The following is a 21,398-nucleotide window of genomic DNA, read 5'->3' on the forward strand; positions in this document are numbered from 1 at the left end:
AGGACGGCGCCGGTGGGGAGGGCGCTGTTCCGACCGTCCCGCCCGGGCCGAGCCGGTCGACCAAGGGAGCGACGTCCAGTGCCTCGGCACCGGCCTCGGCGGCGCCCAGCGCCTCCAGGACTACGGTGGCTCCGGCTCCGCCGGTTCAGCTTCTGCCCAGTGCGGTGGCGACCGGCCGCGGGCTTCTGGTCACCGGCAACGGCCTCTGCCTGGATCTGCGGGGCGGTGACGCCGAGGAGAACCAGGAAGTGCACATCGACGACTGCAACGGCACCAGCCCGCAGCGCTGGCGGCTCAACTCGGACCGCACCCTCGAGGTGCTGGACATGTGCGCCAACCTGGTGGGTGACGGGACCGTGCGCCTGACCCGGTGTGACACCCGGACCACGGCACAGTGGCAGCTGTTCGAGAACGGCGTGCTGCTGAACGTCTCGAACGGGCGGTGCCTCACCGATCCCCATTCCGGTGCCCGGCCGGCCCGCCCCGTCGTGGTCACCACGTGCCTGGGCGGCAACAACCAGCGGTGGGTCTTCCGCTGAAGGTCGGCAGCCGCACGGGCAGTGCGCTGAGACCGGCAGCGCCAGCACGCGAGTGGCGCAAGGACACCCGCAACACCACCGAACGAGCGGCGCAAGGAAACCCGCAACACCGCCGAACGAGCGGCGCAGGGACCACAACACCAACCGAACAAGCAGCGCGATGACCGGCAATGCCGGCCGAGTGAGGGGCGTCCGGTTCAAGGGTGACCGAATCCCCATGCCGGAAGCTTGGTGATCGCTCGTTAGGGTCATCGGGTGATCTCCGAGCCGCTTCGCATCGCCTTGCTGTCATATCGGAGCAAACCGCACAGCGGAGGCCAGGGGATCTATGTCCGGCACCTGTCTCGGGAGCTGGTCAGGCTGGGGCACCGGGTCGAGGTGATCTCGGGGCCGCCGCTGCCGGAGCTTGACGAAGGGGTGAAGCTCACCGAACTGCCCAGCCTCGATCTCTACCGGGATCCTGATCCGTTTCGGACGCCTGGTTTGTCGGAGTTCAAGGACGGAATCGACGTCCTCGAGTGGGCGGCAATGTGTACGGGCGCGTTTCCGGAACCGCTGACCTTCTCTCTGCGGGCCTGGCTGCATCTTCGGGGGCGGCTCGACGAGTTCGACGTCGTGCATGACAACCAGTGCCTCGGGTACGGGCTTCTGCCGCTGAGCCGGTCGGGCACACCGGTGGTGGCGACCATTCACCATCCGATCACGGTCGACCGGGATCTCGAACTGGCGGCGGCGCCGAACTGGAAGCGACGGCTGTCGCTGCGGCGGTGGTATGCGTTCACCCGCATGCAGGGACGGGTGGCACGGCGGCTGCCCTGGCTCACCACGGTCTCCGGGGCGGCGCGGGACGAGATCGTCGAGGCCTTCGGGGTGCGGGCCGAGCGGCTGCGTGTCATCGGGGTCGGAGTCGACGTCGGCACGTTCAGCCCGGCACCTCGCGAGGGCACGGCCGCACCGCACAGCGCGGCCCCGGCGAGCATCGGTACGGACGGCGGCACGACAGACACCGCCGCGACCATCACAAGCGCCACCACCACGCCGAGCACGAGCGAAACCAACAACACCACCACGCCGAACAGCAGGCCGAACGCAAGCGACACCAGCAACGCCACCACCACACCGAACAGCGCGCCGAACACAAGCGACACCAACAACACCACCACACCGAACAGCGCGACGAGCACGAGCGACACCAGCAACGCCACCACCACACCGAACAGCGCGCCGAACACAAGCGACACCAACAACACCACCACCACACCGAACAGCGCGCCGAACACAAGCGACACCAACGACGGCACCGCCCACACCGCCGCACTGATCAGCGGGGCGAACGCAAGCGAACCCGACGACGGCACGACGGGTGCCTCCGTGTCGGACAGCGAGGCGAACGCGAGCGGGACGGACAGTCCCGGGACGGCGCCGCGATGCGCGCGGATCGTGGCCGTGGCCAGCGCGGATGTCCCGCTCAAAGGGCTCAGCGAGCTGATCGAGGCGATGGCCAAGCTGCGCGCCGAGCGGGAGGTGGAGCTTGTCGTCGTCGGGTCGGCGCGGCCGAAGGGTGCGGCCGCGCAGGCGATCGCGCGGCTCGGGCTCGAGGGTGTGGTGCGGTTCGTCTCCGGGATCAGTGACGACGAGCTGGCTGATCTCTTCCGGTCGGCGACGGTGGCCGCGGTGCCTTCCCGGTACGAGGGTTTCTCGCTGCCCGCCGTGGAGGCGATGGCGTGCGGGGTGCCGCTGGTGGTGACGACGGCGGGCGCGCTGCCGGAGGTGGCCGGGCCGGACGGGCTGGCTTCGCTGCACGTGCCGCCGGGGGACGCGGGGGCGCTGGCGGCCGCGATCGGGCGGCTGCTCGATGACGAGGATCTGCGCCGCAGGCTGGGCGCTGAGGGCCGCCGCCGTGCGGTCGAGAACTTCACGTGGCGGCACACGGCGGTACGAACCGCGCAGTGGTATGCCGACGCGATCGCCGCGAAGGGCAGGTAGGGGGAGCAACATGTTGACCGTCGACTACGACCGGCTGGACGTGCGTCCGGGGATGCGGGTCCTGGATCTGGGTTGCGGTGAGGGCCGGCACACCTTCGAGGCGTACCGGCGCGGCGCGGACGTCGTCGCGCTGGACCTGAGCGAGAAGGATCTGGGCACGACCCGGCAGTGGTGCGCGGCCATGGAGATGGCCGAGGAGGCGCCGAAGACGGCGAGCGCCACCTCCGTACGGGGAGATCTGCTGGCCCTGCCGTTCCCGGACGCCAGTTTCGACCGGGTGATCGCGTCCGAGGTGCTGGAGCACATCCCGGACGACGTGACCGCGATCGCCGAGATGACGCGGGTGCTGAGGCCGGGCGGGCTGGCCGCGGTGACGGTGCCGCGCTGGCTGCCGGAGTGGGTGTGCTGGGCGCTGTCCGACGAGTACCACGCGAACGAGGGCGGTCACGTGCGCATCTACAAGGAGGACGAGTTGTCCGGCCGGCTGCGCGACGCGGGGCTGACGGTGACCGGGAACGGGTTCGCGCATGCGCTGCACAGCCCGTACTGGTGGCTGAAGTGTGCGATCGGCGACGCCGCGCCGACCCGGGCGTACCACAAGCTTCTGGTGTGGGACATCGTCGACAAGCCGGCGGTGACCCGCGTGCTGGAGCAGGCTCTGAATCCGCTGATCGGAAAGAGCGTGGTGATCTACCTCCGTAAGGAGGAGGAGGTGGCCGCGGGTGACGTTGCCTGATCTGCCCGGGGTGCTGAGCACCGACGACGTTCTCGCCACGGTCGCCGGCATCGCCGCCGAGCAGGAGCCGTCGGGGGCCATCCCGTGGTACACCGGCGGGCAGTTGGATCCGTGGGATCACGTCGAGGCGGCGATGGCGCTGGACGTCGGCGGGCAGGCCGCGAAGGCGGCGGCCGCCTACGACTGGTTGCGCCGCACGCAGCGGCCGGACGGCTCGTGGGCGGCGCGCTACGAGGCGGGCGGTGTGGTCGCTGACGCGACCGCGGAGACCAACCATGCGGCGTACGTTGCGGTCGGTGCCTGGCATCACTGGTTGTGCACCGGCGACGACGCGTTCCTGGAGCGCATGTGGCCGACGGTGCGCCGGGCGGTCGATTTCACGGTCGCGTGCCAGGCGCCCGGCGGGGAGATCTGGTGGGCCGTCGGGCCGGACGGCGACCCGGACCGGGTGGCGCTGCTGACCGGCAACGCGAGCATCCATCAGGCGCTGCGCTGTGGTGCGGCGATCGCCGGCCGGCTGGGCGAGCCGCAACCCGACTGGGAGCTGGCCGCCGATCTGGTCGGGCACACGATCCGCCGGCATCCGGTGGCGTTCGCCGACAAGGACCGGTTCTCGATGGACTGGTATTACCCGGTGCTGGGCGGGGCGCTGCGCGGCGAGCCGGCGCGGGAGCGGCTGCGGCGCCGGTGGGACGAGTTCGTGGTGCCGGGGCGGGGCGCCCGCTGCGTCTCCGACCGGCCGTGGGTGACCGGGGCGGAGACGTGCGAGCTGGCCTTGGCCCTGCACGCGGTCGGGGACCGGGACGCCGCCGCCGAGCTGGTGGCGGCCATGCAGCATTTGCGGGAGGCGGACGGGTCGTACTGGACCGGTCTGGTGCTCACCGACGGGGTGCGGTGGCCGGTGGAGCGGACCACCTGGACGGCCGCGGCCGTGGTGCTGGCGGTGGACGCCCTGCACGGCGCCCACCCGCGGTCGGAGATCTTCAGCGGTCCCGTCGAAGCAGCCGCAGCGAACCCTGACCGGGAAGCTCCGAGTAGGAACCGGTAGCCAGCGCCTGCCGGTAGACGCGGTAGGGGGCCTGGCCTCCGTCGGCGGGGTCGGGGAAGACGTCGTGGATGGCCAGGATCCCGCCGACGGCCAGGTGCGGCGCCCAGCATGCGAGGTCGCGCTGGGCGGACTCGTCGGTGTGGCTGCCGTCGAGGAAGAGGAACGCCAGTGGGGTGCCCCAGATCCGGGCGAAGTCCTCGGCGCGGGCCACCACGGCGGTGACCACGTCCTCGGCGCCGGCGGCGGCGATCGTACGCCGGAAGCCGGGCAGCGTGTCGATCAGCCCGACGGCCGGGTCGACGAGCGTGGGGTCGTGGTACTCCCAGCCGGCCTGGTGTTCCTCGGAGCCGCGGTGGTGGTCGACGGTGACGACGGTCGTCTTGCGCGGCCGGGCGGCGGCGGCCAGGTACAGGGCCGATTTGCCCAGGTAGCTGCCGACTTCGAGCAGGGGGCCGTCGACGGTGACGGCGAGTGCCGCCCCGGCGAGCGCCCGGCCCTCGTCGGCGGGCATGAAGCCGTCGGCGGCCTCGGCGGCTTGGAGAAGGGCGGGATCGAGCATCACGCCATCATAGGCGCGCTTGATCAACCGAACGCCGGGAGAGCCGCCGCCGCTGCCACACCGCGGCGACCGGCCACAGCAGGAGGACCAGCACCGCCATCACGAGGTATTCGGCCATGGGTACGCGCAGGACCTCGTGGACGTGTTGCAGGCCGCGTCCGGCGTACACATAGAGAAGAAGCGCGAGATAGCCGGCGAAGACCGACCACCGGGTGGCCGCGCCGAGGCCGAGGCCGTGCATCTGGGTGATCACGAAGACGGCCAGGAAGCCGAACAGGAACTTGGGCCACGCGCCGTCCGGCCCGGAGTTCATCACGGCGACGAGGGTGCCGTGCACGGCCACCATCAGTTCCAGGCTGACCGTCCACCAGCGGTTGGTGTGTGCCGTGGTGAACATCAGGCTGCTCTGGACCAGCAGCAGGAACATGTAGAAGAAGCCGATCAGGTGGCCGCTGGTGGTGACCATCGGGTGGTACCAGAACGTGTAGATGATCGCCCAGCTGAACAGGTAGCCGTGGTAGCGGCGGGCGAAGTCCATGACGGCGGCCGGGATCGGGACGGGTTTGCCGGCGACCAGGCCGCGCCGCCGGTTCTCCATGAGCAGGACGACGACCAGCAGGAGCACCACCGAGCCCTGCGAGCTGAAGATGGACACGTCCTGGGCGAGGCCGTCGTAGAACAGGTGGGTCTGCGATTCGTGCAGGCCGATGAAGCCGAGGTTCGCGGCGAGGGCGGCCACGTTGACCCGTTTCAGGCCACGGGTGTAGCGGCGGGTGTGCGTCTGCGCCCACCAGATGAGGCCCCAGGAGACGATCTGGTGGGCCGCGTACCCGAACCAGGCGGACAGCCGGGTCCACGCCGTGGGTTCGGGAAGCTGCCAGTAATACCAGCTTGCGCCCTGGTCGGGCCGCAGCGTGACGTCGTTCAGGCCCTGGCCGAGCAGCCACACCAGGCCGGTGAGCACCGCGACCGCGGGCACGGCGAGGATCAGCGCACGCTCACTGCGAAACGGTGTTTCATTTGCCACGGGGCTGAGTATGGTCGATGTCCAACGGGCTGAACAATGGGCGCACGTCGATGGAGGCCGACTTGAGCCGGTACCGGTTGCACGTCAACGGCAGGCACCGGGTGGTGGACGTTCCCGGGGACACGCCGCTGCTCTGGGCCTTGCGGGAGGAGCTCGGGCTGACCGGGCCGCGGTACGGCTGCGGCGTCGGCGCGTGCGGCGCGTGCGTGTCACTGATCGACGGGGCGGCGGCACGGCCGTGCGTGCGCAGTGTCGAGGAGTCGGCGGCCGGCCGGATCACGACGATCGAGGGACTGGACGATCATCCGGTTCAGCGGGCGTGGCTGGAGCTGGACGTGGCGCAGTGCGGCTACTGCCAGCCGGGGCAGATCATGAGCACCGTGGCGCTGCTGGCGCGGATCCCGGATCCCGACGACGCGCAGATCGACCAGGCGCTGCGCGACAACGTGTGCCGCTGCGGGACCTATCCGCGGATCCGGGCCGCGGTGCGGCGGGCCGCCGAGATCGCCCGGGGTGAGGACCGATGACGATCACCCGGCGCGGGTTCCTGGGCGCGGCGCTGGTGGTCGCGGTGCCGGTCTCGTTCGGCGATCAGCAGCCGCGGTCGGCCCTCGCGGAGCAGCGGACGGGGCGTTCCGTCGCGGATCGGCAACTGCGGCCCAGCGTCTTCGTGCGTGTCGACGGTCATGGCCGGATCACGGCGACGGTTCCCAAACCCGACACCGGCCAAGGGGTACGCACGATGGCCGCCGTCCTGGTGGCGGAGGAACTCGCGGTCGGCGTCGCCGACGTCGCCCTCGAACAGGCGCCCGGCGATCCGGCCGCCTACGGTCCGCAGGCGGTCGCGAACTCGACGTCCAGCCGGCAGATGGCCACCCCGCTGCGCACCGCCGCGGCGACCGCCCGCTGCCTGCTGATCGCCGCCGCGGCGGCCCGCTGGCAGGTCCCGGCCGAGGAGTGCACGGCTCGCCGTGGCCGTGTCGAACACCCCGCCCACCGCCCGCTGCCCTACCGCAGCCTGGTCCCGGCCGCCGCCGCCCTCGATCCGGCTACGGTCCCGGTCACGCTGACCCCACCGGACGAGTGGCGGCTCATCGGCCGCACCCGGGCCGGGCGCTCGGACGCCCGCGACATCGTGACCGGCCGGGCCCGCTACGGCGCCGAGTCGGCCCCGCCCGGCAGCCTGGTCGCCGTGGTCGCCCGGCCGCCGTGGATCGGCGCCACCCCGGGCACCGTCGACGACACCGCCACGCTGGCGGTTCCCGGCGTGGTGGCGGTGATCCGGCTCGCCGCGCCCGGCGCCGGCCAGGGTGGCGTGGCCGTCGTCGCGGACCGGACCGCCACCGCCCTGCGCGGCCGTGAGCTGCTGAGAGTCACGTGGACCGGTGGCGCTCCGGCCGCCGACAGCCGGGTCTGGCTCGACGAACTGCAGGCCGCGCTGCCCCCGGTTCCGGGAAGCCCGGCCGTCCAGCGGATCTACCGGCTGCCGCTGCTCGCGCACGCGCCGATGGAGCCGATGAACGCGACCGTCCACGTCACCGACGCGGGCGTACGGGTGTGGGCGCCCGTGCAGGACCCCGGCGGCGTGCGGACCCAGGTGGCCCGGGCGCTCGCGCTGCCGGAGACCCAGGTGCAGGTGCACCCGACGCTGGCCGGGGGCGGGTTCGGGCGGCGGATCGAGACCGATGCCGTGTTCGAGGCGGTCGCCTGTTCGCGGGCGGTGGGCCGGCCGGTCAGCGTGCGGTGGACCCGCGACGACGACACCCGGCACGACTCGTACCGGCCGATGTCGGTGCACCGGCTCTCCGCCACGCTCGGCGCCGGCGGGCTGCCGGCCGGGCGGGCTCATCAGGTGGTGACGTGGCCGTTGTCGGTCAGTCCGCCGTTCGCCAGTCCGGTGGTCGTCAAGGCCAGCGGGGACCATTTCCCGTACGCGGTGCCCGGCGACGTGACGGTGACGCTGCGGCCGGCACCGATCCGCACGGGCTTCTGGCGGGGCGTCTACGCGGGACAGTTCGGTTACGCCGAGGAGTGTTTCCTCAGCGAGATCGCCCAGGCCGGCGGTCACGACCCGGTGGAGTTCCGGCGCCGTCTGCTGCCGGACGGCTCGCGGCTGCGCACGGTGCTGGACGCCGCCGCGGCCGCGCATCCGTCACCGTCCGGGGTCGCCTGTCATCTGGACTACGGCTCGGCGATCGCCGTCCTGGCCACCGTCGACCCGGCCGCCCGGCGGGTACGCAAGGTGACCGCCGCGGTGGACGTCGGTGTCCCGGTCCATCCGTCCGGGGTGAAAGCACAGGTGGAAGGTGCGCTACTGGACGCGGTGTCGACCGTCCTCGGCGCGCAGATAACGGTTCGTGACGGGGCCGTGGTGCAGTCGTCGTTCCGGGACTACGCCTGGGCGCGGATCACCGACTGTCCGCGCATCGAGGTGGTGCTGGTCGGGTCGGACGCTCCCATCGGCGGGCTGGGCGAGCTGGCCTATCCCCCGGCGGCGGCCGCGATCGCGTCGGCCTTCGCGGTCCACGGCGGACCGGTCACCGGGATGCCGTACGGGGTGGCGGTCGGCTGACATCCGGGCGGGAGCCGAGAGCGCCGCCCGGATCAGGCGAGACGGAAGGCCGCCAGGCCGGCGGTGATCAGCAGGCCGAGGCCGTTGGTGGCCCAGTGCAGGGCGGCCGCCGCGAGCAGGCTGCCGCTGCGGCGGCGCAGTTCGCAGAGCAGCAGGCCGGCCACCGCGGTGAAGGCGACGGCGCCGACGACCGCCAGGATCTGGCCGGCCAGGTCGGTGCCGAGGATCGCGCCGACGCCGTGGTTGGCCTTGGCGAGGCGCAGTGACGGCAGGATGTGCCAGAGGCCGAAGAGGACCGATGAGGTGATGCTCGCCCAGACCGCGCCGCGGTGGCGGTTGATCAGGCCGTGCAGCACGCCGCGGAAGGCGACCTCCTCCAGCAGCACGGTGCCGAGCGGCACCACCACGAACGCGGTGAGCAGGGCGGCGCTCAGGTGCAGGTGGTAGCGGACGTCGTCGAACGCGGTGCGGGTGGCCGGGACGGCGGCGCCGATCGCGTAGACCACGGCGACGGCGAGGACCGCTCCGACCGCGTATTTCAAACCGGGCAGCAGGGTACGCCGGGAGAGTCCCATGTCGTGCCAGGTGAGTCCGGCGCGGCGGCCGAGCAGGATGAGTCCCGCCGCCACGAGCGGCCCGGCGATCAGGCCGGTTCGCGGTGGCCCGTATTTCGCCGCGATGTTGACGGTGGTGAGCAGCACGAGCACGGCGCCGAGGACGAGGCCCAGCCGGCGGCGGCTCGGGACGGTCGTGTGATCTTGAATGATTTCCGGCATGGCCGCCAGAGCGTATCCGCCGAGCCTGCGGACAAACCCACAGGATGTCACCCTGTGTGAGCCATGCCTCGGCGAATAACCACCCGAAAGGGGCGACCTGATGTGACGCACAGTGCTCGTCAGGCTACGCGAGCCGGGACGTGCCGGGAGGCGAGCCAGTCGAGGAAGGCGCCGTGCGGCATCGGCTTGGCGATGTAGTAGCCCTGCACCGCGTCGCAGTCGTGGCGGCGCAGGTAGTCGAACTCGTCCTCCTCCTCGACGCCTTCGGCCACGATCGTCAGGTCCAGGGCGCGTCCCAGTTGCAGGGCGGCGTCGGTGACCGCGCGCCGTTTGCGGTCGGTGACCAGGTGCCGTACGAAACTCTTGTCGATCTTGACTTCGTGGATCGGCAGGTGCGCGAGCCGGCCGAGCGACGAGTGCCCGGTCCCGAAGTCGTCGATCGACAGTTTCACGCCGAGTTCGTGCAGGGCGTCGAGGGTGAGCCGGCAGTTCGTGGGGTCGGTCATGATGCCGTTCTCGGTGATCTCCAGGGTCAGTGCGGCCGCGGGCACCCCGTACCGGTGAAGATGCTCTTGAACTTGAGCGGCGAGACCCGGGTCGGCCGTGATGTGCGGTGACAGGTTGACGGCGACGGTGACGTCATGGCCGGCCTGCCGCCAGGCGGCGCAGTCGCTGAGGGCCGTCGCGAGCACGTGCCGGGTGAGCGGCCGGATGAGCCCGCCGCGCTCGGCCAGGGAGATGAACTCGTCCGGCGGCACCGGTTCGCCGTGGTGCCGCCAGCGGCTGAGTGCTTCGGCGCCGAGCACCCGCCCGGTGGCCGGGTCGACCTTGGGCTGGTAGACGACGGTGAGCTCGCCGTGGTCGAGGGCGGCGCGCAGGCCGTTCATCAGGGTGAGCCGGCGGGCGGTGCTGCCCTCGTCCTCGGGGCGGTAGACGCGGACGCCGGCGCGGCTCTCCTTCGCCGCGTACATCGCCAGGTCGGCGCGGCTGAGCAGGCGGTTGGCGTCGGAACCGTGTTCGGGGGCGAGGCAGACGCCGATGCTGGCCTGCACGGTGAGGGTGAGGTCGCCGACCGGGACCGGCCGCTCGACGGTGCGCCGCACGTCCTCGGCGAGGGTGACGGCCGCGGCCGGGTCACCGGCGAGCAACGCGAACTCGTCGCCGCCGAGCCGGGCGACGGTGCCCTGCCCGGCGTAGCGCTCGCGCAGCCGGCCGGCGATCTCGCGCAGCAGGACGTCGCCGATGTCGTGGCCGAGGGCGTCGTTGACGTCCTTGAACCGGTCCAGGTCCAGCAGCAGCACCCCGGCGCTGCCGCCCGAGTCGACGACCCGCTGCACGTCGGCGAGGAAGGTGACCCGGTTCGGCAGTCCGGTCAGCGGGTCGTGGGCCGCGCTGTGCCGCAGCCGTTCCAGCAGACGGACCTCGGAGAGGGCGACGCCGGCGTGCGACGACATGGCCTGCAGCAGGCGGACGTGGTCGTCGGTGAAGGCGGGCGTGTCCGGCATGCATTCGGCGGCCAGCAGCACGCCGGTGGAGTCGCCGATGCGTACCGGCACCGAGATGTGCTGCCCGGACGCGGGTTCGCCGGTGTCGGCGGCGACGATGTCGAACTGCTCGCGCCCGTAGAGGCGCATCCGCACCGGCGGGTCGGTCAGCACGAGTTCGGCGTATTCGGCGCGGACCAGGTCGCGGACCTGGCCGAGGACGGTGCGGGCCACCTCGTCGGCGCCGGTCAGCCCCTCCAGGGAACGGGTGAACCGGTAGATGTCCTCGACCTGCTGGTGGGTGCGGGCCTGCTGGGCGTACCCGGCGAACACCAGGTGGGCGGCGTAGGCGAGTACGCCCAGCAGCAGCGCGGCGAGGATCTGCTCGCGTACCAGCAGGGCGGTGACCAGGGCGAGGGTGGTGGTGAGGGCGACCAGCGGCGCCTGAAACAGTTGTTTGACGTCGGCGGTGAGCAGCCGGTGCCACTCCTGGCTGTCGTCGTGGACCGCGATGACGGCGCTGATCAGCACGATCGACACCAGGTCGGCGGCGAACGTGGCGGCGAAGACGGCCAGCCAGCCACGCGGCCCGTACGGGTCGGAGGCGCCGCCGAGCAGGTGGAACACCGTACAGGCCACGGTGGTCTGGGTCAGGTAGAGGGCGGTGTTGAAGGCGAGTTTGCTGCCCCGCTGGCGCCGGAGCAGGAGCAGCCCGGTCAGGGCGCCGGCGAGGCGTACCGGGACCAGCAGCAGCGGGTGGATCATGAGCAGTCCGAGCACCAGCGGGATGTCGCTGAGGCTGATCACATGGGCGCCGCGGCGGACCGGGAAGACCACGGTGAACTTCTCGGCCAGCGCGAAGAGGACCGCCACCACGATCAGCAGGGTGATGCCGGTGGACGCCGGCACGGGTGGCCCGGTGAGCGCCCACAGGGTCTCGGCCAGCCCCACGAACAGGAGCTGGGCGGCGGTCAGGGCGAGGACGGGCACCGTGGTGGATCTTGCCATGGTTCCGCCCCCTTCCGCCGCCACCCTGCCCAGTTCGGCATCTACCTCGGGTGGATGAGGAAAAGGCTCAGGCCCAGCTGCGGCCCGCCCAGGACCGTCCCGCCCATGTGCCGGAGGCCCACGACCGGCCGGTCCAGGTGCCGCCGGCCCAGGAGCGGCCCGCCCAGTCGGTGCCGGCCCACGAGCGGCCCGCCCAGGAGCGGCCGGTCCAGACCGCGCCCTCCCAGGTCAGCGACGCCCACGAGGTGCCGGTGAAGGACTTGCCGGTCCACACCGTGCCGTTCCAGGTGCCGCCGTTCCAGGCCCTGCCGGTACGTGACTGCGGCGCCCACACGGCGGGTTTCCACGGGGTGCCGAAGATGTCGCGTTCGCCGGTCAGCGCGATGCCGGTGGCGGCGTCGACGACGTGTCCGCTGGTGCCGCGGGACGCCTCCAGCGAGCCGAGCCCGGTGGCGGCCGGCCACCTCTGGGTGGCGGTGGCGGGCGGCGTGAGCGTGGCGGCCTCGGCGATGTCGAGCTGCCCGGCGCCGGCCGCGATCTCATCGGCGCCGGTCACCGGGTCGGCGGTCTGGGTGAGCAGCTTCTTGACCTGGTCCGGGGTGAGGCCGGGACGGTGCTGCAGCAGCAGCGCCACCGAACCGGAGACCACGGCCGCGGCCTGGGAGGTGCCGCTGCCGCGCAGGTAGCGGTCGCCGACCCGGGCGCCCGGGTACTCGGTGTCGATGTAGGAGCCGGGCACCCGCAGCGACACCAGCGAGCGGCCGGTGGCGAGCAGGTCGGCGTGCCGGTCGGCGTTGCCGCGGCTGCTGAACGTGGCGACGGTGTCGTCGCCGCGGGTGGCGGTTCCGTTGGCGTCGGCCGCGCCGACCGCGATGACGTACGGGTTGACCGCCGGCATGGTGAGCCGGGTGGCCGTGGCGCCGTCGTTGCCGGCGCTGACCACCACGACGATGCCGTTGCGCCAGGCCGACTCGACGGCCTGGGACAGCGGGTCGACCTGGGCCGCCTGCACCGAGTCGGTGCCGAAGGACAGGTTCAGCACCTTGATGTTGAGGCCCGGGTCGTTGCGGTGGGCGACGACCCAGTCGATGCCCGCGATGATCTGCGAGACGTCGACGGCCCCGTCGGCGGCGGCCACCTTCAGGCTGATCAGGTGGCTGCCGGGCGCCACTCCCTCGAAGCCGTTGGCCGGGTCGTCGGCGGCGATGATGCCGGCCAGGTGGGTTCCGTGGCCGTAGGTGTCGATCTGCTGCAGGCCGGGCGTCTGCGACTCGAACGACAGGTCCGGGCCGTTGATCACCTTGCCGGCCTGGCTGAGCCCGGCGACCGGGGCGATCCCGGAGTCGATGAGCGCGACGCCGATGCCCGCGCCGGTCAGCGCGGCGGTGTTCTTGGCCTTGCCGCCTGCCGCTTTCCGGACCGCGCTGACCGTGACGCCGACGCCGCCGGTGTCCAGCCAGCCGCTGCTCAGAAGCCCGGCCCGGGCGGGGGACGCCTGCGCCGGCGCCGTGCCCGGACCGGCGGCCACCAGTACGGCCGCGACGCCGATCCCGGTCAGCCGGGTCCACGTTCTGTTCGCCACTTCGTCTGCCTTTCGTTGCCACTCGGTTGCGAGAGCAGGCATCGGCGGGGCCGGCGCGGACCTGAGAAAACCGTTCATAGTCACTTTCTTTACTATGCAATTCTTTGTATATTGCGGGCTGTGAGCAGCACTGACGCCGCGAGCCGGTACCCGCATCTGCTGAGCCCTCTGAACCTCGGCCACACCACGCTGCGCAACCGTGTGGTCATGGGGTCGATGCACACCAAGCTCGAAGACCGGCAGCGTGACCTGCCGAAACTCGCCGCCTTCTTCGCCGAGCGGGCCCGCGGCGGCGTCGGTCTCATGGTCACCGGCGGTTACGCGCCGACCTGGCGGGGCTGGCTCTCCCCGTTCGGCAGCCGGATGACCCGGGAGAGTCACGCCACCGCTCACCGGGTCGTCACCGACGCGGTCCACGAACACGACGGCAAGATCCTGTTGCAGGTGCTGCACGCCGGACGGTACGGGTATCACCCGTTCACGCTCGGCGCCTCGGCCCGCAAGTCGCCGATCACCCCGTTCCGGCCGCGGGCCATGTCGAGCCGGCAGGTCGACCGGACCGCCACGGCGTTCGCCCGGGCCGCGGCGCTGGCCCGCCGGGGCGGCTACGACGGCGTCGAGATCATGGGCTCCGAGGGTTATCTGATCAACCAGTTCCTGGCGGCCCGCACCAACGACCGCACCGACGCGTGGGGCGGTTCGGCGGCCAAGCGGATGCGGTTCCCGCTGGAGATCGTGCGCCGCACCCGTGAGCTGACCGGCGACGACTTCATCGTGCAGTACCGGATCAGCCTGCTCGACCTGGTCGACGACGCCCAGAGCTGGGAGGAGACCGTCGGACTCGCGAAGGAGCTGCAAGAGGCCGGGGTGTCGCTGTTCAACACCGGGATCGGCTGGCACGAGGCCCGGGTGCCGACCATCGTCACGTCGGTGCCGCGGGCCGCGTTCTCCTGGGTCACCGGGAAGCTGCGCGCCGAGGTGTCGGTCCCGGTGATCGCCTCGAACCGGATCAACCGGCCGGAAGCCGCCGAGCAGGTCCTCGCCGCCGGGGACGCCGACCTCGTGTCGATGGCGCGGCCGCTGCTCGCCGACGCGGACTGGGTGGTCAAGACCGAGCAGCGGCGCGAACGCGAGATCATCACGTGCATCGCCTGCAACCAGGCGTGCCTCGACCACACGTTCAAGAACCAGCGGGCCACCTGCATGCTGAACCCGCGTGCCGGCTTCGAGACCGAGCTGGTGCTGTCGCCCACCCGTACCGTCAAGAGGGTGGCCGTCGCCGGCGCCGGGCCCGCCGGGCTGGCGGCGGCGATCGAGCTGGCCGGGCGCGGGCACCGGGTCGAGCTGTTCGAGGCGCGGCCGGAGATCGGTGGCCAGTTCACGCTGGCCGCGCGGATCCCCGGCAAGGAGGAGTTCGCGCACACCCTCGACTACTACCGGCACATGATCGAGGTCCGTGGGGTCACCCTGCGTCTCGGCACCCGGGTGGGCGCCGCCGAGCTGGCCGGCTTCGACGAGGTGGTGATCGCGACCGGCGTCGAGCCGCGGATCCCGGCCATCCCCGGCGTCGAGCACCCGTCGGTCCTCACCTACCAGCAGGTGATCAGCGGGCAGGCCGAGGCCGGCGAGCGGGTGGCGATCATCGGGGCCGGCGGGATCGGTTTCGACGCGGCCGAGTTCCTGCTGCACGACCGGGACGAGCCCCTCGACGAGTGGATGCGCCGGTGGGGCGTCACCGATCCGCAGACGGCCCGCGGCGGGCTCACCACCAAGGTCAAGAGCACCCCCCGGCGTACGGTGCACCTGTTGCAGCGCAAGGAGACGGCGCTCGGCAAGGGACTCGGCAAGACCACCGGCTGGGTGCACCGGGCGACGCTGCAGGACGCCGGGGTGCGGATGCTGCGCGGTGTCGGGTACCAGCGCATCGACGACGCCGGCCTGCACATCACGGTCGGCGGCGAATCTCGGGTGCTGGAGGTGGACACGGTGCTGTTGTGCGCCGGGCAGACGTCCGTGCGTGATCTCGCGGCGCCGCTGACCGACCGCGGGGTGAGCGTGCACGTGATCGGCGGTGCCGACGTGGCCGCCGAACTGGACGCGAAGCGGGCGATCAAACAGGCGACCGAGCTGGCCGCACGCCTTTGAGAAACGGACAAGTCATGAAATATATCAGCGTCAGGGTAGAGGGCGGCATCGCACAGGTCCGTCTCGACCGGCCCGACAAGCTCAACGCCCTCGCGCTCGACACCCTCGACGAGCTGATCGCGGTGGCCCGGCGTCTGCGCAGGGATCGCACGCTGCGGGCCGTCGTGATCGCCGGCGAGGGCGCCTCGTTCTGCTCCGGCCTGGACATCGCCGCCGCCATGCGCACGCCGGGACGCATCGTCCGGGCGTTCCTGCCGGTCCCGTGGCGCGGCACCAACCGTTTCCAGGAGGCCTGCTGGGCGTGGCGGCGCATCCCGGTGCCGGTGATCGCGGCGGTGCACGGCCACTGCTACGGCGGTGGTGTCCAGATCGCGCTGGCCGCCGACTTCCGGTATGCCACCGCCGACTCGAAGTGGTCGGTCCTGGAAGGCAAGTGGGGCATCATCCCCGACATGTCCGGCATCCGGAGCCTGACCGAGGTGGCCGGCCCGGATGTCGCCAAGCGGCTCACCATGACCGCCGAGACGATCTCCGGGGCCGAGGCGCAGCGGCTCGGCCTGGTCACCGAACTGGCCGACGACCCGGTCAAGGCGGCGACCGCGTTCGCCGAGAGTCTGCTGGCCCGGTCACCGGACGCCCTCGCCGCCGCGAAACGCCTGATCGACGGCGCTCTGACGGGCAGCGCACGGCGGACCTTCGCCCGGGAGCGCCGGGCGCAGATCAGACTGCTGGCCCTGCCGAACACCAAGATCCTGCGCACGGCCGTGCTGTCGAAGAGCACACCACGGTTCCGGCCGCGCAGCCGTCCGTAGGATTCCGGCGTGGCTTTGAGGAACGCGTTGCTGGCAGCCCTGGCAGACCGTGAGTCGTCCGGGTACGACCTGGCCAAGAGGTTTCGCGGTTCGGTCGCCAACTTCTGGACGGCCACCCCGCAGCAGCTCTACCGCGAGCTGGAGAAGATGGAGGCCGAGGGACTGCTCTCGGCCCGTCTGATCAAGCAGGACAAACGCCCGGACAAGCGGTTGTTCTCGGTCACCGAGGCGGGCCGGGCCGCGCTGCTCGGCTTCTCCCGCCGCTCCCCCAAACCGACCACGGTCCGCGACGAACTGCTCATCCAGGTCGAGGCGCTGGCCCACGGCGACGTGGCGAGCGTGCACGCCTCGATCCGGGAGCACCGCGAGGCCAGCCGTGCCCGCCTGCACGGCTACGAGCAGCGCCTCGCCGAGATCCTCGGCGAGCGCACCGACGAGGAGTTCCTGGCCACCGGCAACCGGCTCGGACCGTACCTCACCCTGCAGCGCGGCATCAGCTTCGAACGCGAGAACATCGCCTGGGCGGACCTCGCCCTGGGCGTGCTGGCCCGGCGTTTCCCCGATGATTCCCGGTACGCGTGACGCCCGCCCCGACCGCAGCGGCGAACCGTCGCGCCCGTTCGGCGCGAGCGTCGCGCCCGGTCACGGCGGTGCCGCGCCCGCCGGGCCGAGGCGCGGGGTTCTCCGGACCGTGACGCCCCGGCCCCGCCGGCGGGGCCGGGGCGTCGTGGGTCTCAGCGGGCGCCGGCGCGCTCCGTGACGGCCCGCAGGATGTCCTCGACGCGATCCTTGGCGTCGCCGAAGAGCATCGCCGTGTTGTCGCGGAAGAACAGTGGGTTCTGGACGCCGGCGTACCCGGCGGCCATCGACCGTTTGAAGACGATGACGTCGTCGGCCTCCCACACCTTGAGCACCGGCATGCCGGCGATCGGGCTGGACGGGTCATCGGTGGCGGCCGGGTTGACCGTGTCGTTGGCGCCGATGACCAGCACGACCGACGTGCCCGCGAAATCGTCGTTGATCTCGTCCATCTCCAGGACGATGTCGTACGGCACGCGCGCCTCGGCGAGCAGCACGTTCATGTGGCCCGGCAGGCGCCCGGCGACCGGGTGGATGCCGAAACGCACGTCCACGCCGCGCTCGCGCAGCACCCGGGTGAGTTCGGCGACGCCGTACTGGGCCTGGGCCACGGCCATGCCGTACCCGGGGGTGATGATCACCGTGCTCGCCGCGGCGAGCATGTCCGCCACGCCCTCGGCGTTGATCTCGCGGTGTTCGCCGTACTCCTTGGCGTCGGCCGGGCCGGCCTCGATGCCGAAGCCGCCGGCGATCACCGAGATGAACGACCGGTTCATGGCCTTGCACATGATGAACGACAGGTAGGCGCCGGACGAGCCGACCAGCGCGCCGGTGACGATGAGCAGGTCGTTCTCCAGCAGGAACCCGGCGGCCGCGGCGGCCCAGCCGGAGTAGCTGTTGAGCATCGACACGACCACCGGCATGTCGCCGCCGCCGATCGAGGCGACCAGGTGCCAGCCGAGCGCGAAGGCGATCACGGTGACCGCGATCAGCAGCCACAGTTGCGGCTGGATCACGAACCACGCGGTGAGCACCACGAAGACCGCCAGCGCGCCCAGGTTGAGCAGGTTCTTGCCGGGCAGCATGAGCGGACTCGACTTGATCTTGGCGGAGAGTTTGAGGTACGCCACGATCGAGCCGGTGAACGTGACGGCGCCGATGAAGACGCCGATGAAGACCTCGGCGCTGTGGATGCCGAGCATGCCGAGCGTGTCCAGGGTCCGCGCCTCGGCGCCGTCCAGGTGGGCCTCGACGTGCAGGTAGCCGTTCCAGCCGACCAGCACCGCGGCGAGACCGACGAAGCTGTGCAGCAGGGCGATCAGCTCGGGCATGCCGGTCATCTCGACCTTGGCGGCCCGGTAGAGGCCGATCGCCGCGCCGATCAGGACGGCCACCAGCAGCAGCGCCAGTTCGGTGGCGCTGATCGCGCCGTCGATGGCCAGGCCGACGGTGGCGATCAGGGCCAGGGTCATGCCGGCGATGCCGAAGGTGTTGCCGGCCTTGGCGGTCTCGTGCTTGGACAGCCCGGCCAGCGCCAGGATGAAGAGCAGCGCAGCGACGATGTACGCGGCCTGTGCCGCCGTTTCGATGGTCATCGGGTCAGCTCCTGGTGAACATGGCGAGCATGCGGCGGGTCACCGCGAAACCGCCGAAGACGTTGATGCCGGCCAGCAGAATCGCGACGAACGACAGCGCGGTCACCAGGGAGCCGCCGTGTCCGAGCTGGAGCAGGGCGCCGACGATGATGATGCCGGAGATCGCGTTGGTGACCGACATGAGCGGGGTGTGCAGCGCGTGGTGCACGTGCCCGATCACGTAGTAGCCGATCACGATGGCCAGCGCGAAGACCGTGAGGTGCCCGCGCAGGGCGGCCGGGGCCAGCGCCGTGAGCAGGAACAGCGCGCCCGCCCCCGCGCCGACCAGCGGCATCCTCGGCAGCGGCTTGCGCTTCGGCGTGACCGGGGCGGCCACCGCTGCCGGGGCGGCGGCGGGCGTGGCCGACACGGCGACCGGGGGCGGCGGCCAGGTCAGCTCGCCGTCGCGGACCACGGTGATCGACCGCTGGACCACGTCGTCGAAGTCGAGGACGAGCTGCCCGTCCTTCTCCGGGGTCATCAGCTTCATGAGGTTGACCAGGTTGGTGCCGTACAGCTGGGAGGCCTGGGCGGGCAGGCGGCCGGCCAGGTCGGTGTAGCCGATGATGGTGACGCCGCCCGCGGTGACCACCACCTCGCCGGCGACCGAGCCCTCGACGTTGCCGCCGCTGGCCGCGGCCATGTCGACGATGACGCTGCCGGCCTTCATCCCGTCCACCATCTGCGCGGTGATCAGGCGCGGTGCCGGCCGGCCCGGGATCAGCGCCGTGGTGATGATGATGTCGACCTCTTTGGCCTGTTCGGCGTAGAGGCGGGCGGCTCGCTCGTTGTAGTCGTCGGACATCTCCTTGGCGTACCCGGTCGCGGAGACCTCGACGTCGGCGGCCTCCACCGACAGGTACTCGCCGCCCAGCGAGCGGACCTGGTCGGCGACCTCCGGGCGCGGGTCGGTGGCCCGCACGACGGCGCCCAGGCTGCCGGCCGCGCCGATCGCCGCGAGCCCGGCCACCCCGGCGCCGGCGACCAGCACCTTCGCCGGCGGGACCTTGCCGGCCGCGGTGACCTGGCCGGTGAAGAAGCGGCCGAAGGCGTGCGCCGCCTCGACGACCGCCCGGTAGCCGGCGATGTTGGCCATCGACGACAGCACGTCCAGCGACTGGGCGCGGGAGATGCGCGGCACCGCGTCCATCGACAGGGCGGTGATCGGGCGGCGGGCCAGGTCCTCGACCAGTTCCGGGCTCAGCCGCGGGTTGAGCATCCCGATCAGGGTGGCGCCCTCGGCGAGTTTGTCCAGCCGTGGCGCGTCCGGCGGGTTGACCGTGAAAACGATGTCGGCGGTCAGCGCGTCGCCGATGGTGGCGCCGGCCTCGGCGAACGCCTCGTCGGAGAACGACGCGGCGGCGCCCGCTCCCGGCTCCACCACGACCTGGTAGCCCAGCTTGACCAGCTGTGCCACGGTGGCCGGGGTGGCGGCCACCCGCCGTTCACCCGGATCCGGGTCCCTGATTACCCCGATATCCACGTCGACTCCTCGATAGATGTTGACCATGAAAACGTTCGACGCGCGCCCGCAGTTCAACGCCGAGTGATTGTTACCCACCAGTACGCCATTGACCAGACTTCAGGGCCAAGGCATCGATCACGCCACATACGCCACGGCGGCCCCACCGTCTCCATCATGCCGCCTGACGTACGCTGCCGAGCATGTCGATCTTGCAATGGGTGGTTGCGTCGGCGGTGTCGCGCTGGGGTGACGACCCCTTCGCGCGCGGATCGTGGAGCCTCATCGGCCGGGGCGGCACACCACGGCACCGCACCGACCTCGGCATCCCGATCGGATCACGCCTCAAACTCGCGGGAGAGGCCACCCACGCCACCCGCGCGGCGATGACGCACGGGGCGTACGAGGAAGGTGCCCGCGCCGCGGCGTGGGCCGCCGAGCTGGGACACTCCCGGGTGGCGGTGATCGGCGCCGGCGTCGCGGGCCTGGCGGCGGCACGCACGCTGACCGACAGTGGCATCCGGACACGCGTCCTCGAAGCCCGGAACCGGATCGGGGGCCGAACCGCGCCGGCCGAGGTCGGCGGCTTCGGATTCGATCTGGGCGCCAATTGGCTGCAGCAGTACCACGACAACATCCTGGCCCGGCTCGCCGAACGGCTGGAACTGCCGATGGTCCCGACCGACTTCACCGACCCGCTCGTACTCGGCACCCCCCACACCACCCCGAAAGGCCTGGAACAGGAACTTCGCACGCGACTCGCCGCAGCCGCCGAACACGCCGGAATCGCCGACGTGCTGGACGACTGGCTGGCCGATCCGGGCACATGGTCCCCCGACGACATCCGCCGGTTCGTCGACGCGGAGATCGTGATGGATTCGGGCGCGCCGCTGTCGTGGCTGAGCGCCCGGCACGGCTTCGAACCCGGCGTCGGCGAAGGCGACCGGTGGATCGTGGGCGGCTACCGCCCGCTGATCGAGCACCTCGCCGACGGCCTGGACATCCACCTGAACCAGCCGGTGGACCACATCCGCCTCGACGCCGACGGCGTGACCGTGTCCGGCGACACCCGCAACCTGCGGGCGGACGCGGCGATCGTCACCGCGCCGGTCGGCGTGCTCGCCGGCGGTGGGATCACCTTCGACCCGCCACTGCCCGCCACACACCGCACCGCCCTGCAGCGGCTCGGAATGGGCCGGGTGGAGAAAGTGATCCTCCGCTTCGACCGCCGTTTCTGGCCGCCCCACCCGGCCGGCTACTACCGCCTGCACGGGCCCGGCCACAACTGTGTGAGCGAATGGCTGGACGCCACCGCCGCCGACGGGACGCCCACGCTGGTCGGCCTGTTCGCCGGCCCCTGGCTGGACACCCTGTGGTCCGGCCCCGACGCCGAAGTCACCGCCCGGACCACGGCGATCCTCGCGCGGGCCGTGGGCGTCACCGCCTGAA

General features: G+C 71.7%; 17 protein-coding genes and 1 pseudogene. 11 read left to right on the forward strand and 7 right to left on the reverse strand.

The genetic code is table 11. From position 1 onward, the window contains the following. Nucleotides 1-125 precede the first annotated feature (125 nt). The 5 genes and pseudogenes from AB0I88_RS04860 (at nt 126) to AB0I88_RS04880 (ending at nt 4,309) form a co-directional block, all read left to right on the forward strand. Entirely contained in the window at nt 126-539 is a 414-nt protein-coding gene (locus AB0I88_RS04860) for an RICIN domain-containing protein (RefSeq protein ID WP_361018336.1), read from the forward strand. A 255-nt stretch (nt 540-794) separates the two neighbouring features. Continuing rightward, nucleotides 795-1,394, forward strand: a pseudogene (locus AB0I88_RS04865) (glycosyltransferase); the annotation flags it as partial. A 591-nt stretch (nt 1,395-1,985) separates the two neighbouring features. Then, on the forward strand, nt 1,986-2,525 hold the full coding sequence (locus AB0I88_RS04870) for a glycosyltransferase (protein WP_361018409.1): 540 nt from the start codon (nt 1,986-1,988) through the stop codon (nt 2,523-2,525). Between the two features lie 10 nt (nt 2,526-2,535). Beyond that, on the forward strand, nt 2,536-3,261 hold the full coding sequence (locus AB0I88_RS04875; protein WP_361018339.1) for a methyltransferase domain-containing protein: 726 nt from the start codon (nt 2,536-2,538) through the stop codon (nt 3,259-3,261). Further along, complete coding sequence (locus AB0I88_RS04880) at nt 3,248-4,309, forward strand: prenyltransferase (protein WP_361018341.1); 1,062 nt, start codon at nt 3,248-3,250, stop codon at nt 4,307-4,309. The genes AB0I88_RS04875 and AB0I88_RS04880 overlap by 14 nt, the downstream gene beginning before the upstream one ends. Here the strand turns inward: AB0I88_RS04880 and AB0I88_RS04885 are convergent. Together AB0I88_RS04885 and AB0I88_RS04890 are read right to left on the reverse strand one after the other, a co-directional pair. Continuing rightward, a complete protein-coding gene (locus AB0I88_RS04885) occupies nt 4,245-4,868 on the reverse strand; it encodes a class I SAM-dependent methyltransferase (protein WP_361018343.1) in 624 nt (207 codons plus the stop codon). The two genes, AB0I88_RS04880 and AB0I88_RS04885, sit on opposite strands and share 65 nt — an antisense overlap. Nucleotides 4,869-4,875: 7 nt before the next feature. Then, the gene (locus tag AB0I88_RS04890) at nt 4,876-5,895 is read right to left on the reverse strand and encodes a hypothetical protein (protein WP_361018345.1); all 1,020 of its coding nucleotides are present in this window, start codon (nt 5,893-5,895) and stop codon (nt 4,876-4,878) included. A 17-nt stretch (nt 5,896-5,912) separates the two neighbouring features. On the opposite strand from AB0I88_RS04890, the gene AB0I88_RS04895 reads away from it, so the two are divergent. Continuing rightward, a complete protein-coding gene (locus AB0I88_RS04895) occupies nt 5,913-6,422 on the forward strand; it encodes a (2Fe-2S)-binding protein (protein WP_361018347.1) in 510 nt (169 codons plus the stop codon). Then, the gene (locus AB0I88_RS04900) at nt 6,419-8,467 is read left to right on the forward strand and encodes a molybdopterin cofactor-binding domain-containing protein (protein ID WP_361018350.1); all 2,049 of its coding nucleotides are present in this window, start codon (nt 6,419-6,421) and stop codon (nt 8,465-8,467) included. Before AB0I88_RS04895 ends, AB0I88_RS04900 begins: the two co-directional genes overlap by 4 nt. Nucleotides 8,468-8,499: 32 nt before the next feature. Here AB0I88_RS04900 and AB0I88_RS04905 read toward each other — a convergent pair whose 3' ends face one another. From AB0I88_RS04905 to AB0I88_RS04915, 3 genes are all read right to left on the reverse strand, one after another. Further along, complete coding sequence (locus AB0I88_RS04905) at nt 8,500-9,243, reverse strand: CPBP family intramembrane glutamic endopeptidase (protein ID WP_361018353.1); 744 nt, start codon at nt 9,241-9,243, stop codon at nt 8,500-8,502. Nucleotides 9,244-9,362: 119 nt separating this feature from the next. Next, nucleotides 9,363-11,735, reverse strand: coding sequence for an EAL domain-containing protein (locus tag AB0I88_RS04910; RefSeq protein ID WP_361018356.1), 2,373 nt, complete (start codon nt 11,733-11,735; stop codon nt 9,363-9,365). 67 nt (nt 11,736-11,802) lie between these two features. Beyond that, a complete protein-coding gene (locus AB0I88_RS04915) occupies nt 11,803-13,317 on the reverse strand; it encodes a S8 family serine peptidase (RefSeq protein ID WP_361018359.1) in 1,515 nt (504 codons plus the stop codon). Nucleotides 13,318-13,437: 120 nt separating this feature from the next. Here AB0I88_RS04915 and AB0I88_RS04920 point away from each other — a divergent pair, with 120 nt between their 5' ends. From AB0I88_RS04920 to AB0I88_RS04930, 3 genes are read left to right on the forward strand one after another with little or no spacing between them, the layout of a single operon-like run. Continuing rightward, a complete protein-coding gene (locus tag AB0I88_RS04920) occupies nt 13,438-15,462 on the forward strand; it encodes an NADPH-dependent 2,4-dienoyl-CoA reductase (RefSeq protein ID WP_361018362.1) in 2,025 nt (674 codons plus the stop codon). Between the two features lie 14 nt (nt 15,463-15,476). Next, nucleotides 15,477-16,274 (forward strand): crotonase/enoyl-CoA hydratase family protein, encoded by a 798-nt coding sequence (locus AB0I88_RS04925; protein WP_361018365.1) that lies wholly within the window; start codon nt 15,477-15,479, stop codon nt 16,272-16,274. 9 nt (nt 16,275-16,283) lie between these two features. Then, nucleotides 16,284-16,856 carry a PadR family transcriptional regulator gene (locus AB0I88_RS04930; protein WP_361018367.1) on the forward strand — a complete coding sequence of 191 codons (573 nt, stop codon included), beginning with the start codon at nt 16,284-16,286 and terminating at the stop codon, nt 16,854-16,856. A gap of 152 nt (nt 16,857-17,008) precedes the next feature. On the opposite strand, the gene pntB is transcribed toward AB0I88_RS04930, so the two are convergent. Further along, nucleotides 17,009-18,448, reverse strand: coding sequence for a Re/Si-specific NAD(P)(+) transhydrogenase subunit beta (gene pntB / locus AB0I88_RS04935; RefSeq protein ID WP_361018370.1), 1,440 nt, complete (start codon nt 18,446-18,448; stop codon nt 17,009-17,011). 4 nt (nt 18,449-18,452) lie between these two features. Further along, nucleotides 18,453-19,997: a Re/Si-specific NAD(P)(+) transhydrogenase subunit alpha gene (locus AB0I88_RS04940; RefSeq protein ID WP_361018373.1), complete on the reverse strand. Its 1,545-nt coding sequence runs from the start codon at nt 19,995-19,997 to the stop codon at nt 18,453-18,455. A gap of 155 nt (nt 19,998-20,152) precedes the next feature. On the opposite strand from AB0I88_RS04940, the gene AB0I88_RS04945 reads away from it, so the two are divergent. After that, entirely contained in the window at nt 20,153-21,397 is a 1,245-nt protein-coding gene (locus AB0I88_RS04945; protein WP_361018376.1) for an FAD-dependent oxidoreductase, read from the forward strand. Nucleotide 21,398 lies beyond the last annotated feature (1 nt).

Source organism: Actinoplanes sp. NPDC049802, from assembly GCF_040656595.1.
In the GTDB taxonomy this organism is placed as follows: domain Bacteria; phylum Actinomycetota; class Actinomycetes; order Mycobacteriales; family Micromonosporaceae; genus Actinoplanes.

Bases quoted from the DNA above. Each gene is read 5' to 3' on its own strand.
- AB0I88_RS04875 (WP_361018339.1), top strand. From the start codon at position 2,536: ATGTTGACCGTCGACTACGACCGGCTGGACGTGCGTCCGGGGATGCGG.
- AB0I88_RS04885 (WP_361018343.1), bottom strand. From the start codon at position 4,868: ATGCTCGATCCCGCCCTTCTCCAAGCCGCCGAGGCCGCCGACGGCTTC.
- AB0I88_RS04895 (WP_361018347.1), top strand. From the start codon at position 5,913: ATGTCCAACGGGCTGAACAATGGGCGCACGTCGATGGAGGCCGACTTG.
- AB0I88_RS04900 (WP_361018350.1), top strand. From the start codon at position 6,419: ATGACGATCACCCGGCGCGGGTTCCTGGGCGCGGCGCTGGTGGTCGCG.
- AB0I88_RS04905 (WP_361018353.1), bottom strand. From the start codon at position 9,243: ATGCCGGAAATCATTCAAGATCACACGACCGTCCCGAGCCGCCGCCGG.
- AB0I88_RS04910 (WP_361018356.1), bottom strand. From the start codon at position 11,735: ATGGCAAGATCCACCACGGTGCCCGTCCTCGCCCTGACCGCCGCCCAG.
- AB0I88_RS04925 (WP_361018365.1), top strand. From the start codon at position 15,477: ATGAAATATATCAGCGTCAGGGTAGAGGGCGGCATCGCACAGGTCCGT.
- pntB (WP_361018370.1), bottom strand. From the start codon at position 18,448: ATGACCATCGAAACGGCGGCACAGGCCGCGTACATCGTCGCTGCGCTG.
- AB0I88_RS04940 (WP_361018373.1), bottom strand. From the start codon at position 19,997: ATGGTCAACATCTATCGAGGAGTCGACGTGGATATCGGGGTAATCAGG.
- AB0I88_RS04945 (WP_361018376.1), top strand. From the start codon at position 20,153: ATGTCGATCTTGCAATGGGTGGTTGCGTCGGCGGTGTCGCGCTGGGGT.